The sequence below is a fragment of the Actinophytocola sp. genome (genome assembly GCF_045807065.1).
Classification (GTDB): domain Bacteria; phylum Actinomycetota; class Actinomycetes; order Mycobacteriales; family Pseudonocardiaceae; genus Actinophytocola.
Map to the genome: position 1 here is coordinate 1 of NZ_JBJMIE010000509.1, position 11498 is coordinate 11498.

Below are 11498 nucleotides of genomic sequence, written 5' to 3' on the forward strand. Positions count from 1 at the left end.
CAGGTCCACGTTCATCTTGCGCAGCATGTGCTTGAGCTGGTTGACCGTGCCGCCGTAGAGCGCCGACGACGAGACGACGTGGTCGCCCGGCGCCAGCAGCGTGAACAGCGCGGCGGCCTGCGCGGCGATCCCGCTCGCGAACGCCACCGCGCCGGCCGCGCCCTCCAGGTTCGCGACGCGCTCCTCGAACACCGCGACCGTCGGGTTCATGATGCGCGAGTACGTGTTGCCGTACTCCTGCAGGTTGAAGTACGCCGCGGCGGACTCCGGGTCCTCGAACACGTAGCTCGTCGTCTGGAAGATCGGCACCGCGCGTGCGCCCGTGTTCGGGTCCGGGCGCTGACCGGCGTGCAGCTGCCGGGTCTCGAACCCGAACTCGTGGTCGGACTCGACACGGGGGGAATCGTCGGTCACCAGTACCTCTTCCTCGGCCACGAATTTCTCGGCCGCTCCGGCCGACGTTACCCGCCCAGCAGGAAGCGGCGGACGATCGGCGTCTGTCGTTCTTCTTCGAGAAGGAAGCAGTCGTGGCCGTACGGCGCGTCGATCAGGTGCAGCTCGGTCGGCCTGCCGAGCGCGCGCAGGGCGTCGTGGATCTCCTCGGACGCGAGCGGTGGGTAGAGCCAGTCGGAGCTGAACGTGATCAGGAGCGTCCGCGCGTTCACCCCGTCGAGCGCCCGGGTGAGTGACCCGCCGTACTGCCGCGCGAGGTCGAAGTAGGTCAGCGCACGCGACATCGTCAGGTAGGTGTTGGCGTCGAAGCGCCTGACGAACGAGTCGGCCTGGTGGCGCAGGTAGTTCTCCACCTCGAACTCGGGTTCGGTGAGGGTGTAGCGGATGTCCTCGGCGAACTGCAGCCTGCGGCCGAACTTGTCGCGCAGGGCCGGCGCCGAGAGGTAGGTGACGTGCCCGACCATTCGCGCCACGCCCATGCCGGCGTCGGGGGCGCGGCCCGTGCCGTAGTAGTGGCCACCCTGCCAGTCCGGGTCGCGCATGATCGACTCGCGGGCAATCGCGTTCCACGCCATGCCCTGCGGGTGCAGGGCGTGGGTGCTGGCGATCACCACGATCGAGTCCACCTGCTCGGGGTAGCCGATGGCCCATTCGAGGGCCTGCATGCCGCCGAGCGACCCGCCGGCCACCGCCGCGAGCCGCTCGATGCCCAGGGCGTCGAGGAACGCGCGCTGGGTCCGGACCATGTCGGCCACCGTGATGACCGGGAAGTCCGGCCCGTACGGCCGGCCGGTCGCGGGGTCGGTCGACGACGGCCCGGTCGTGCCGCGGCAGCCGCCGAGCAGGTTGGTGGACACGACGAAGAACCGGTCGGTGTCGAAGGCCTTGCCGGGGCCGATCATCCCGTCCCACCAGCCGAGTGCCTGGCCGGCCGCGCCGTCCCGGTCCTCGGCCGCGAACCCGTCCCGCGTGCTCGCCTCCGGGGCGACCGTCGAGAAGCCGGCCGCGTGGGCGTCGCCGCTGAGCGCGTGGCACACCAGGACGACGTTGTCGCGCTCGCGGGAGAGGGTGCCGTAGGTCTCATACGCCACGCGGACCGGATACAGCTCCCGGCCGCAGTCCAGCCGCACCGGATCCGGCAGGTCGAGGTATCGCGTCCGCACCTCGCCGACGGATCCGGCCGTGAGCGTCGACGCGGGAACCATGGCCGCATCATAACTATCGCCGCAGGTCCCACGCCTGTCCCGCCGGCCCGTCTCGAAGTCTGAGACGCAGGTCAGACCGCGTGTAGGGTCCCGTTCCGGCACGTGAAAACCCATGAGCTCGAGAGGACCGTCGCATGACGACGATCGGCAGCATCGACAACGGCGTCAACGTCCAGGCACTGCTCGACGCACGCGAGGCACTGAAGGGCGCGCCCGAGGCCGCCCAGTTCACCTGGCGTTCGACCACGCGGTGGGAGAACGGCGTGCACAGCACTTCGACGGTCAAGAACTTCTTCGGCCTCGGCGCCGAGCAGGACCACAAGGCGGAGTCGACGTTCACCGCCGACCACCCCGAGGTCTTCGCGGCCGAGGACCACGGCATCACCCCGATCGAGTACCTGCTCGTCGGCCTGGGCAGCTGCCTGACGGCGGGTGTCGCGTCCGTCGCGCAGAACCGCGGCATCCAGCTGCGCTCGGTCGAGGCGGTCCTCGAGGGCGAGCACGACATCCGCGGCATCCTCGGCGCCGACAGCGACGTCCGCAACGGCTACAACGGCATCAAGGTGACGTTCCACATCGACGCCGACGCGTCCAAGGAGGACATCGAGGCGCTGGTCGCCCAGTCGCAGAAGCGTTCCGCGGTGTTCGACGCGCTGACCAACCCGACGGACGTCACCGTCGAGGTCGCCTGAGTCCCTCGGGGTCACATGGAACGCACCACCGCGGTCGTCATCGGCGCGGGCCACGCGGGCCTGGCCGCGAGCCACTTCCTGCGCGAGCGGGCGGTCGACCACGTCGTGCTCGAACGCGGCCAGGTGGCGAACTCCTGGCGGCGCGAACGCTGGGACTCGCTGCGGCTGCTCACGCCCAACTGGCAGAGCCGGCTGCCGGGCCAGGGCTATGACGGCCCGGATCCCGACGGCTACATGACGATGGGCGAGGTGGTCGAGTTCATCGACCACTTCGCCGCCGTGTCGGGTGCGCCCGTCCGCACCGGCACGACCGTCACGTCGTTGCGTCGCACCGACGACGGCTACCACGTGACCACCGACCGCGGCTCCATCGCCTGCCGGACCGTCGTGATCGCCAGCGGCGCGTGCAACCGCCCGGCCGTGCCGCGGCTGCGCGAGGCGGTCCCGGGGACCGTCGAGCAGGTCACGCCGTTCGACTACCGCGGTCCCGAGGCGCTGCCCGACGGCGGCGTGCTCGTCGTCGGCGCGTCGGCCACCGGCGTGCAGCTGGCGGCCGAGATCCACCGGTCCGGCCGGCCGGTGACGCTGTCCACGGGGGAACACGTGCGGATGCCACGCACCTACCGCGGCCGGGACGTGCTGTGGTGGATGGACGCGTCGGGCGTGTGGGAACAGCGGTACGACCAGGTGCCCGACCTCACCAGGGCGCGTCGCCTGGGTTCGCCACAGCTCGCCGGCACGCCGGACCGGTCGTCGCTCGACCTCAACACGCTGACCGCCACGGGCGTCGAACTGGTCGGCCGCGCGGCAGCCGTGCGAGACGGTGAACTGCTCTTCTCCGGCGGCCTGCGCAACGTGATCTCGTTGGCGGACCTCAAGATGGACCGCCTGCTGAACACGTTCGACGAGTGGGCGCGAACGTCCGGTGTGGACAGCGAGGTCAAGCCATCCGAACGCTTCGAGCCGACGCACGTGCCGAAGTCCACCCGGCTGCGGCTGGACCTGCGCGCCGGCGCGGTCCGAACCATCGTGTGGGCGACGGGTTTCCGCCCGGACTACACGTGGCTCGACGTCCCGGTACTCGACGAGAAGGGCCACCTGACCCACGACGGCGGCGTCGTGGACAGCCCGGGCCTGTACGCCCTGGGCCTGCCCGTCATGCGCCGCCGCAAGTCCACCTTCATCCACGGCATCGAGGACGACGCGCGTGAGGTGGTCGACCACCTCACGCACTACCTGGCAACGCCCCGGTGACCGGCTCAGGAACCACCGGGAAGGGTGTCCTTGCCGGGAACATGGCTCATGTACATGCCACGCCGCAGTTCCGCGGCACCGAACGTGTCGGGGCCGCGGCCGTCTTTCGCACGCAGCTGACGCAGCTCCCTGCGTACCGCGCGCCCCTCTTTCCCGCCCCGCATCGCCACGAGCGTGACGACGAGTGCCAACGCCAGAACCAGAATTGATATCCCCCAGATACCCATGCGCCCACTGTGCTCCACCCCTCGGCAAAAAGCCAGCGAATATCCGCGTGGCACCCAAACCGCGATGAGAAATAATTCTTCCGGCGGCCATCGGCCCACGGCACCGCCACGCCTTTCGCGAAACGAGTATCCTCTGCGCGCGCCTGCGCGGCCTCCCTGCACCCATCCGCGACACCCGGATCCCGTCGAGCATTGCGAGAGAAACCAGTGCGCTGGCGAGGTTTTTCGCCGTCGAAGGGGTGAGTCGGAAGGGCGGCCCGGTGCTCGGGGCCACTTTTCCGGTCAGTGGTGGGAGGCGGTCAGATCGCGGACAGGGTCATGCGGTTCGGGCCGGCGCCCCTGGTGTTGCGGCACTCGAAGTTGCCCTTCGACTTCTCGTACATCATGCGTAGGCAGGTGCCCAGTGCGCGTTGGCCGTAGTAGTTCGGGTGCATGCTCTCCTGGAGGTCGCCCTGGGGGGTGAGGCCGGTGACGGCCCAGCGGATCCACTCGGACTCCGCGCCCGAGACGGGGTTGGTGGCGTTGTTGCCCTGTCCGGCCTGGTGTGCGTCCTTCGCGCACACCTCGCGGCCGCTGAACGTGTTCTGCAGGTCGAGGAAACGCACGGACCGTGCGCTGGCGACCGACTTCAGTTGTGCGGCGACCGTGGGCACGAGCTCGTTGTGCGCCCAGTCGGCGTCGGAGTTCCAGACCGGGCAGCCGCCCTCCTTGAAGCGGGGGCCGCTTTCCGCGATGCGGAAGTCGTCGCCGGCCGGGAGTGGTGACGGGTAGGACTGCAGCACGAACTGGTAGCCGGCCTTTCCCTGGGCGTCGTCGACGATCTTCCTGATCGCGTTGATGGTGGCGCCGACGTCCGACTTGAGCTGGTTGAGCTGGCCGTTGATCTGCGACTCCCACCTCGGCTGGCACCGGTAGCTGCCGATCGGCGTGAGGTAGCCCAGGATGCAGTCCGTGATGATGTCCTTGAACTTCAGGTCGTTGCCGCCGATGGACAACACGACCAGCTTGACCCGGTAGTTCTTCACCGTGTCCCGGAGCAGGTCGAGCTGGTTCGGCTGCTGGCGGCCCGGGTCGCCGTTCTGCACGTCGCTCGTCGTGGCGCCGGAGCAGGCCAGGTTGACGGCCTTGACGTCCTCGATGCCGGCGCTGGCGATCTCGGCCGAGGTCGACCGGTGGCACTTGTTCGTGTCGGAGTCCGAGTTGCCGTAGACCCACTGCGTGTTGGTGCTGCAACCGCGCCCTTCACACCTGGTGGCGAGGTCGGTGCCCCACTTGTCGCCGTCGTCGTTGAGTGCGTTGCCGCGCCAGCGACCCGCCTCACCCGAGATGTAGCTGTCACCGAGCGAGACGACCACGGCGGGCTTGTCCGTCGCCCCCACCGGTTCGGGCGCCGCCTGCGCGTCGACCGTCGCCGTCACGGCGACTGCCGCCACGACGGCCGCGATCGTCATCAGCCGGTGCCGGCCGCGGAAAGAGGGGGACATCGACTTCAACTCCTGTGCTGGAAGTGATGAATGCTGTGTCACTGGCAGGGCAGGATGAAATCGAACACCTTCTGACCGCTGTGAATTTCCCAGTTGTACCAGTAGGGGCCGTCCTGGACGAAGTCGGCCGTGAGCGTGTAGTCACCGCCGCCGTGGCAGAAGCCGGCCTTCCCGATGACCTCTCCTTCCTTTCCACCCTGGTCGTCGGCGATTCCGCTCGCTATCGTGTGCCCATTCCGGCTGACGGCGAAATCGAGGTCGAGCCTGCACGGGTACTTGTCGTTCGCGTAGTACCAGGCGGCGCCCCAGTAGTACTGGCACTCCCGCCACTGCAGCACGGGCGCGACGTACTGGCCGTCGGTCCTGAGGCAGAGCCGCGTCTCGGAGTAGGTCCAGCGGCCTTCGCTGTACAGGCTCCGCCACCCGCCGCACTCCTGCGCCGCGCGGGTCACCCTCCGGTCGGGCGTGTCCGCGGCGGCGGCACCAGCACCGACGAACACGCCACTGAATCCGATCAGCGCAGCCAGAACGGGCAGTATTCGACGCATGGGAAATTCCCTGTTCTTTCGGAGTGGGCGCGTTCCTTTGCTCGGTCATCGCGATCGTAGAACCTGCGAAGTCAGGCCACAAACCCCGACCACCTGAATGGGCCGCGAAATACCCGGCAGATGACGTTGCCCGTTCCGCCTCCATCACGCACAGCACCGAGATTCAACGAGAAATGCTGACCATTGCACCAACGAAAGGGTGTCGGGCGCCGCGTTGTCACCGCACGGTGACGACGGCCGCGCGCGAAGGGGCACGTCCCGCCCGGAGGTGGCGGCGAGGCGCATGCCCGGTGCGGGCGGGACGCGGCGCCGCGCACCACCCACGAGCACGCGGTGCCGCGGACCTCACGCCGGTGCGGGGTTGGCGAGCAGCACCCGGGCACGGTCGAGGTCGGCGCACAGCTGCGCGAGATCCCCGCCACCCGTTCCGTCGCGCTCGACCACCGACGCCCGGACCGGGGCGAGTTCGGTCAGCTCGGCGAACAGGTCCCACACCTGCGCGCCGACCGGGGCGCCATGCGCCTCCGCCCCACCCCCGGACGTGCCACCGGCCGTCAGGTGCACCTCGGCCACGCGTTCCGCCGGCAGCCGGCGCAGGAACTCCGACGCGTCCACGCCGTGCTCCCGGGCCGCGCGCCGGAGCAGGGCGAGGTTCAGCACCAGCCCGCAGTCGCAGTGTTCGAGGACCGCGGTGGCGAGGTCCGCGACGCCCGGCACGTCGTACTCGGCGATCTCCAGCAGGAACGGCACACCCACGCCGTCCTGGATGCACTGCGCCCGTGCGCTCAACGTGTGCAGCGACTTCTCCGGCCGCAGCCGGGACGGCCACAGGTGCCCGCTGAACCACGGTGAGCCCCACTCCGCGACCAGCCCCGCCGCGGCCGCCATCGCGTGTGCGTCCATCTCGCCCGGCACGTCGAACGCCGGCTCCACCCCGTGCGGCACCACCGGAACGGGCAGCCGCCCCAGCCGCGTCCGCTGTTTCGCCGGCAGGGTCCGGCACCGCTCGACGACGACCTCCACCCACTCCGCACCCGGCGACCCACCACGCAACCACGAGTCCCAGCACCGCCGATAACCCACGCCCGAACCGAGCCGAGGAAGACCAGACACCGAACCCCTCCCCTCCTGCACCGCAATCGACACGACAGCGGTACCCGTGACCTCGACACGTCCCCCTACGACGGGAAGCAGTTCACTCCACAGCGCACACAACACGACCCGAACGAGTGACGGCAGGTGACGCTTGGATCATCGCGCAGCGGCGTGGGCAGCCGACCGCGGACCTCACCGAGCCGTCCGCCTCAGTCCTCGACGTCGCCCGGCACCGAGACGGTGGCGGTCACGTCCGCGTCACCGTCCAGTGTGTACACCCACAATGCCTAGGCATGCGCCGGAACGCGCTGGGTCAACGCCACCTCGTCACCCGCGTAGACCTCCGGCAGGCCGTCGTCGACGAGGAGGGTCAGGCCCGGCGTCGAGGAGGGTGGCCGACGCCAGCACCGGCCAGTCGACCTCGCGGGCGCCGGCGGCGTCGCCACCCGCCGCGCTAGTTGATGAAGCCCTTGGCGATCATCCAGTCGCGGGCCACCTTGGCCGGGTCGCGGCCGTCGACGTCCACCTGTTTGTTCAGCTCGATGATCTCCTTGTTGTCGAGCGCGTCGGACACCGGCGCCATGACGTCGGCGATCTGGGGGTACCGGTCCAGGAACTCCTTGCGCAGGGTCACCGAGGCGTTGTACTGCGGGAAGAACTTCCTGTCGTCGGCCAGTACGCGCAGGTGCAGGCCGGCGATGCGGCCGTCGGTGGTGAAGACCTCGCCGAAGTTGCACGTGCCGCCCGCGAGCGCGCTGTAGATCGCGCCGGCGCCGAAGGTCTTCGTCCTGGTCACGTCGAAGCCGTACGTCCTGCGCACGCCCGGCATGCCGTCGGGCCGGCTGGCGAACTCGGTCTCGACGCAGAACACCGCCTCCTCCGGGTGCTGCCGGAGGAACCTGGTCATGTCGCTGTTGGTCGTCAGGCCGTGCTCGGCGGCGTAGGACTCGGTCGTCGCGAACGCGTAGGTGTTGTTGACCTCCGAATACGGCAGCCACACGATCCCGTTCCGCGCCAGGTCCGCCTTGGACACGGCCTCGTACTGCGCCTTCTCCTCGGGGATCGGCTTGTCGTTGCCGAGGTAGGACAGCCAGCCGGTGCCCGTGTACTCCCACTGCACGTCCACCTGGCCGTCGACCAGTGCGTACCGGGAGCTGTTGGAACCGCTGATGTTGGTCAGGTCGATGGCGTTGGCGCCCGCCGCCTCCAGCGCCAGCTCCGCGAGGTAGCCGAGGACGATCTGCTCGGTGAAGTCCTTCGAGCCGACGGTGATGTCGACGTCCGCCAGTTCCGGCACCGGCCTGATCGAGCCAGGACGCACCTCGAACGGCAGCGCCGCGTTCACGTCCAACCCGCAGGCCGCGGTGGCGAACACCAGCAGTGCCGCCGCGAGCGCGCGCCGCTTCATGACAGTCCCTTCGGTCCGAGGTACTCCTCGAGCAGCGCGCCGACCCAGTCGACGAGCAGGGCGAGGCCGGCGGCCAGCACCGCGCCGACCACCAGCACGGGCACCCGGTTGAGCTTGTAGCCCGCGTCGACGAGCTCCCCGAGGCCGCCGCCGTTGACGAAGAACGCCAGGGTCGCCGTGCCGACCGCCAGTACGAGCGACGTGCGCAGCCCGGCCAGGACCAGCGGCACGGCCAGCGGCAGCTCGATGCGCAGCAGCACGGCGTGCGCCGGCATGCCGATGCCGCGGCCGGCGTCGACCAGGGCCGGGTCGACCGACTCGATGCCGGTGATCGTGTTCCGCAGCACCGGGAGCAGCGAGTAGAGCGCGATCGGCAGCGCGGCGGCCCACAGGCCGTCCTGCCCCGTCCACAGGAAGTACAGCACGAGCACGCCCAGCGCGGGCGCGGCCTGGCCGATGTTGGCGACGGCGATGACCACCGGCGCGGCACGTCGGGCCCACGAGCGGGTGACCAGCACGCCGAGCGGGACGGCGGCGACGACCACGATGGCCGCGACCACCACCGTGATCAGCAGGTGCTCCCAGGTCTTCGTCAGCAGCACGCCCGCCTGGATGGACTGCGCCTCGATGGCGTCGTTGTCGCGGGTGAACGCCCACGCCAGCACGACCCCGACGATCACGACGACCGCGGCGGGCTGCGCGAACAGCCGCACCCGGTCGGCGCGGCGGGAGCCCGACTCGGTCGTGAAGGCGGTGGTCTCGGTCGTCGTGCCCGGTGTCACCGTGCTCACGAGGTCGCGCTCCCCATGTCGTGCTCCTCGCGGATGTGCGCGATGGTGTCGGTGACCGTCGTGATGTCGATCGTGCCGACGTACTCGCCGCGCGAGCCGGTCACCACCGCGTTGCCGCCCTCGACGAGGATCGCCTCCAGCGCGTCCTGGAGCGTCGACTGGGTGCTCACCGAGTCGCCGACGGGCCGGCCCACGGTCGCGAGCGACGCGGTCGTGGCCAGGTCGCGCACGTGCACCCAGCGCAGCGGGCGTCGCCGCGCGTCCAGCACCAGCGCCCAGGTCCTGCCCTCGGCGGTCATCCTGCCGCGCAGTTCGGCGGGTGACTCCTGCTCACCCACCGCGGTGACGGCGGTGTCGGAGTAGTCGACGTCCCGCACGCGCAGCAGGGTGAGCTGCTTGAGCGAGGCGCCCGCACCGACGAAACCGGCGACCGTGTCGTCGGCCGGGTTGGCGAGGATCGTCTCCGGGGTGTCGTACTGCAGGACCGCCGACCGGTCGCCGAGCACGGCGATCTTGTCCCCGAGCTTGACCGCCTCGTCGAAGTCGTGCGTGACGAACACGATCGTCTTGCGCAGCTCGGTCTGCAGCCGCAGCAGCTCGTCCTGCAGGTTGCCCCGGGTGATCGGGTCGACGGCGCCGAACGGCTCGTCCATCAGCAGCACCGGCGGGTCGGCGGCCAGCGCCCTGGCCACGCCGACACGCTGCTGCTGGCCGCCGGAGAGCTGGCGCGGGTAGCGGTGGCGGAACTGTGCCGGGTCGAGGCCGACGAGGTCCATCATCTCGTCGACGCGGTCGCCGACCCGCTTGCGGTCCCAGCCGAGCAGGCCCGGCACGACCGCGATGTTCTGGGCCACCGTGAAGTGCGGGAACAGGCCGGCCTGCTGGATCGCGTAGCCGATCCTGCGGCGCAGCTCGTCGGGGTTGAGCTTGCGGGTGTCCTCGCCGCCGACGGTGATCGTGCCCGACGACGGCTCGATCAACCGGTTGATCATGCGCATCGTGGTGGTCTTGCCGCAGCCGGACGGGCCCACCAGGATCACGATCTTGCCCGCCGGGATCGTCAGGGTGACGTCGGAGACGGCGGGTTCCCTGCTGCCCGGGTAGCGCTTGGTGACGTTCGTCAGCTGGATCTCGGCCCCGGTCGCACTGTCGTTCGCGCTGTCGTTGGCGCTGTCAGCCACGGATACCCCTCGAAACGGTGAGACGACTGATCAGGAAGTAGACGCCCTCGAGCAGCAGGGCGAGGATGACCACGCCGAGCGTGCCGGCGAGCGCCTGGTTGGTCGCGTTCGCGCTGCCGGCCCGGACGAGGCCGAGGAAGACCTCACCGCCGAGGCCCGGCCCCTTCGCGTAGGCGGCGATCACGGCGATGCCCATGAGCATCTGGGTGGCCACGCGCATCCCGGCGAGGATCGCGGGCCACGCGAGCCGCAGCTCGACCCTGGTCAGCACGGCGGCCCTGCCCATGCCGATGCCCTTGGCCGCGTCGGCGACGGCGGGATCCACCCCGGCCAGCCCGACGATCGTGTTGCGGGTGATCGGCAGCAGCGCGTACAGCACGAGCGCGATCACCGTGGGCGTCGCCCCCAGCCCGAACACGGGGATCAGCAGGCCGAGCAGCGCGAACGACGGGATGGTCAGGATCGTGCTGGCCAGTGCCGTGGCCACGGCCGAGCCGGCGGGGCTGCGGTACACGGCGACGCCGATCAGCACACCGGCGATCGCCGCGATGACCGTGGCCTGCACCACCTCGCTGACGTGCAGCAGGGCCTGCAGCGAGAGCCGGTCCCACCGGTCGGCGACGTACTCGAGCAGGGTCATGGGCGACCCGCTCTCGCCGCGCCGTGGGGTTCCTCGTCGGCGGGTCCTCCCTGCCTGCGCGTCATCGCGTCCTCCTTCCCGGCCTGAGCCGTTCGGGTCAGCACCCTAGGGGCTGATCGGGTGACCCCAAGGTCCAACGGGTGACGATCGTCAGTGATCGTGTGCATACCGTTACCAGTTCACCACGCGCGGCCCTCTCCCGACGCGCCGGACCACGCGTGTCGCTGTTCACCGGTCCAACGATCGCGGACGAGGCGGGGTGGGATGGAACCGGACGTCGATGCCGTCGTCGCGGGTGCCGGGCTGGCCGGGCTCGTCCCGGAGCTGCGCGATTTGCCCGGCAGGTCCGCGCACCAACCGTGGACCGCTCCCGTCGACCCGGTGCCGCGCTACCCACCCCCGGTGGTCGACCACGGCGCGGAACGGCGGGCCGCCCTCACCCGCTACGACGCGGTGGCCGCGACCCGCTGACACCCTTCGCCGCGCCGGCGCCCGTCAGCGCTCCGGCGGCCGATGCCTC

Annotated in this window: 13 protein-coding genes; 3 read left to right on the forward strand and 10 right to left on the reverse strand. The window is 70.2% G+C overall.

Annotated elements, in window-relative coordinates:
* Positions 1 to 414: PLP-dependent transferase (locus tag ACJ73U_RS29925; RefSeq protein WP_407781072.1), on the reverse strand; the 414-nt coding region annotated here is incomplete at its 3' end.
* 47 nt (positions 415 to 461) lie between these two features.
* Entirely contained in the window at positions 462 to 1658 is a 1197-nt protein-coding gene (locus ACJ73U_RS29930) for a homoserine O-acetyltransferase (RefSeq protein WP_407781073.1), read from the reverse strand.
* Between the two features lie 134 nt (positions 1659 to 1792).
* Between ACJ73U_RS29930 and ACJ73U_RS29935 the strand changes: the two genes are divergently transcribed.
* Together ACJ73U_RS29935 and ACJ73U_RS29940 are read left to right on the forward strand one after the other, a co-directional pair.
* On the forward strand, positions 1793 to 2350 hold the full coding sequence (locus ACJ73U_RS29935; RefSeq protein WP_407781074.1) for an OsmC family protein: 558 nt from the start codon (positions 1793 to 1795) through the stop codon (positions 2348 to 2350).
* A gap of 15 nt (positions 2351 to 2365) precedes the next feature.
* On the forward strand, positions 2366 to 3604 hold the full coding sequence (locus ACJ73U_RS29940) for an NAD(P)-binding domain-containing protein (protein WP_407781075.1): 1239 nt from the start codon (positions 2366 to 2368) through the stop codon (positions 3602 to 3604).
* A gap of 5 nt (positions 3605 to 3609) precedes the next feature.
* On the opposite strand, the gene ACJ73U_RS29945 is transcribed toward ACJ73U_RS29940, so the two are convergent.
* The 8 genes from ACJ73U_RS29945 to ACJ73U_RS29980 all read right to left on the reverse strand — a co-directional run bounded on the left by ACJ73U_RS29945 (position 3610) and on the right by ACJ73U_RS29980 (position 10978).
* The gene (locus ACJ73U_RS29945) at positions 3610 to 3831 is read right to left on the reverse strand and encodes a hypothetical protein (protein WP_407781076.1); all 222 of its coding nucleotides are present in this window, start codon (positions 3829 to 3831) and stop codon (positions 3610 to 3612) included.
* 299 nt (positions 3832 to 4130) lie between these two features.
* Positions 4131 to 5315, reverse strand: a complete 1185-nt coding sequence (locus ACJ73U_RS29950; RefSeq protein WP_407781077.1) for a GDSL-type esterase/lipase family protein — start codon at positions 5313 to 5315, stop codon at positions 4131 to 4133.
* Between the two features lie 38 nt (positions 5316 to 5353).
* Positions 5354 to 5863: a hypothetical protein gene (locus ACJ73U_RS29955; RefSeq protein ID WP_407781078.1), complete on the reverse strand. Its 510-nt coding sequence runs from the start codon at positions 5861 to 5863 to the stop codon at positions 5354 to 5356.
* Between the two features lie 345 nt (positions 5864 to 6208).
* On the reverse strand, positions 6209 to 6976 hold the full coding sequence (locus ACJ73U_RS29960; protein WP_407781079.1) for a DUF692 family multinuclear iron-containing protein: 768 nt from the start codon (positions 6974 to 6976) through the stop codon (positions 6209 to 6211).
* A gap of 436 nt (positions 6977 to 7412) precedes the next feature.
* A complete protein-coding gene (locus tag ACJ73U_RS29965) occupies positions 7413 to 8366 on the reverse strand; it encodes a glycine betaine ABC transporter substrate-binding protein (RefSeq protein WP_407781080.1) in 954 nt (317 codons plus the stop codon).
* A complete protein-coding gene (locus ACJ73U_RS29970; protein ID WP_407781084.1) occupies positions 8363 to 9148 on the reverse strand; it encodes an ABC transporter permease in 786 nt (261 codons plus the stop codon). The genes ACJ73U_RS29965 and ACJ73U_RS29970 overlap by 4 nt, the downstream gene beginning before the upstream one ends.
* 5 nt (positions 9149 to 9153) lie before the next feature.
* The gene (locus ACJ73U_RS29975) at positions 9154 to 10338 is read right to left on the reverse strand and encodes an ABC transporter ATP-binding protein (RefSeq protein WP_407781081.1); all 1185 of its coding nucleotides are present in this window, start codon (positions 10336 to 10338) and stop codon (positions 9154 to 9156) included.
* Positions 10331 to 10978 (reverse strand): ABC transporter permease, encoded by a 648-nt coding sequence (locus ACJ73U_RS29980; RefSeq protein ID WP_407781082.1) that lies wholly within the window; start codon positions 10976 to 10978, stop codon positions 10331 to 10333. Before ACJ73U_RS29980 ends, ACJ73U_RS29975 begins: the two co-directional genes overlap by 8 nt.
* A gap of 264 nt (positions 10979 to 11242) precedes the next feature.
* On the opposite strand from ACJ73U_RS29980, the gene ACJ73U_RS29985 reads away from it, so the two are divergent.
* Positions 11243 to 11449: an FAD-binding domain-containing protein gene (locus ACJ73U_RS29985; RefSeq protein ID WP_407781083.1), complete on the forward strand. Its 207-nt coding sequence runs from the start codon at positions 11243 to 11245 to the stop codon at positions 11447 to 11449.
* Positions 11450 to 11498 lie beyond the last annotated feature (49 nt).

Coding starts and splice junctions, on each gene's coding strand:
- ACJ73U_RS29950 (WP_407781077.1), bottom strand. CDS start 5,315: ATGTCCCCCTCTTTCCGCGGCCGGCACCGGCTGATGACGATCGCGGCC.
- ACJ73U_RS29935 (WP_407781074.1), top strand. CDS start 1,793: ATGACGACGATCGGCAGCATCGACAACGGCGTCAACGTCCAGGCACTG.
- ACJ73U_RS29965 (WP_407781080.1), bottom strand. CDS start 8,366: ATGAAGCGGCGCGCGCTCGCGGCGGCACTGCTGGTGTTCGCCACCGCG.
- ACJ73U_RS29940 (WP_407781075.1), top strand. CDS start 2,366: ATGGAACGCACCACCGCGGTCGTCATCGGCGCGGGCCACGCGGGCCTG.
- ACJ73U_RS29945 (WP_407781076.1), bottom strand. CDS start 3,831: ATGGGTATCTGGGGGATATCAATTCTGGTTCTGGCGTTGGCACTCGTC.
- ACJ73U_RS29955 (WP_407781078.1), bottom strand. CDS start 5,863: ATGCGTCGAATACTGCCCGTTCTGGCTGCGCTGATCGGATTCAGTGGC.
- ACJ73U_RS29980 (WP_407781082.1), bottom strand. CDS start 10,978: ATGACCCTGCTCGAGTACGTCGCCGACCGGTGGGACCGGCTCTCGCTG.
- ACJ73U_RS29930 (WP_407781073.1), bottom strand. CDS start 1,658: ATGGTTCCCGCGTCGACGCTCACGGCCGGATCCGTCGGCGAGGTGCGG.
- ACJ73U_RS29985 (WP_407781083.1), top strand. CDS start 11,243: ATGGAACCGGACGTCGATGCCGTCGTCGCGGGTGCCGGGCTGGCCGGG.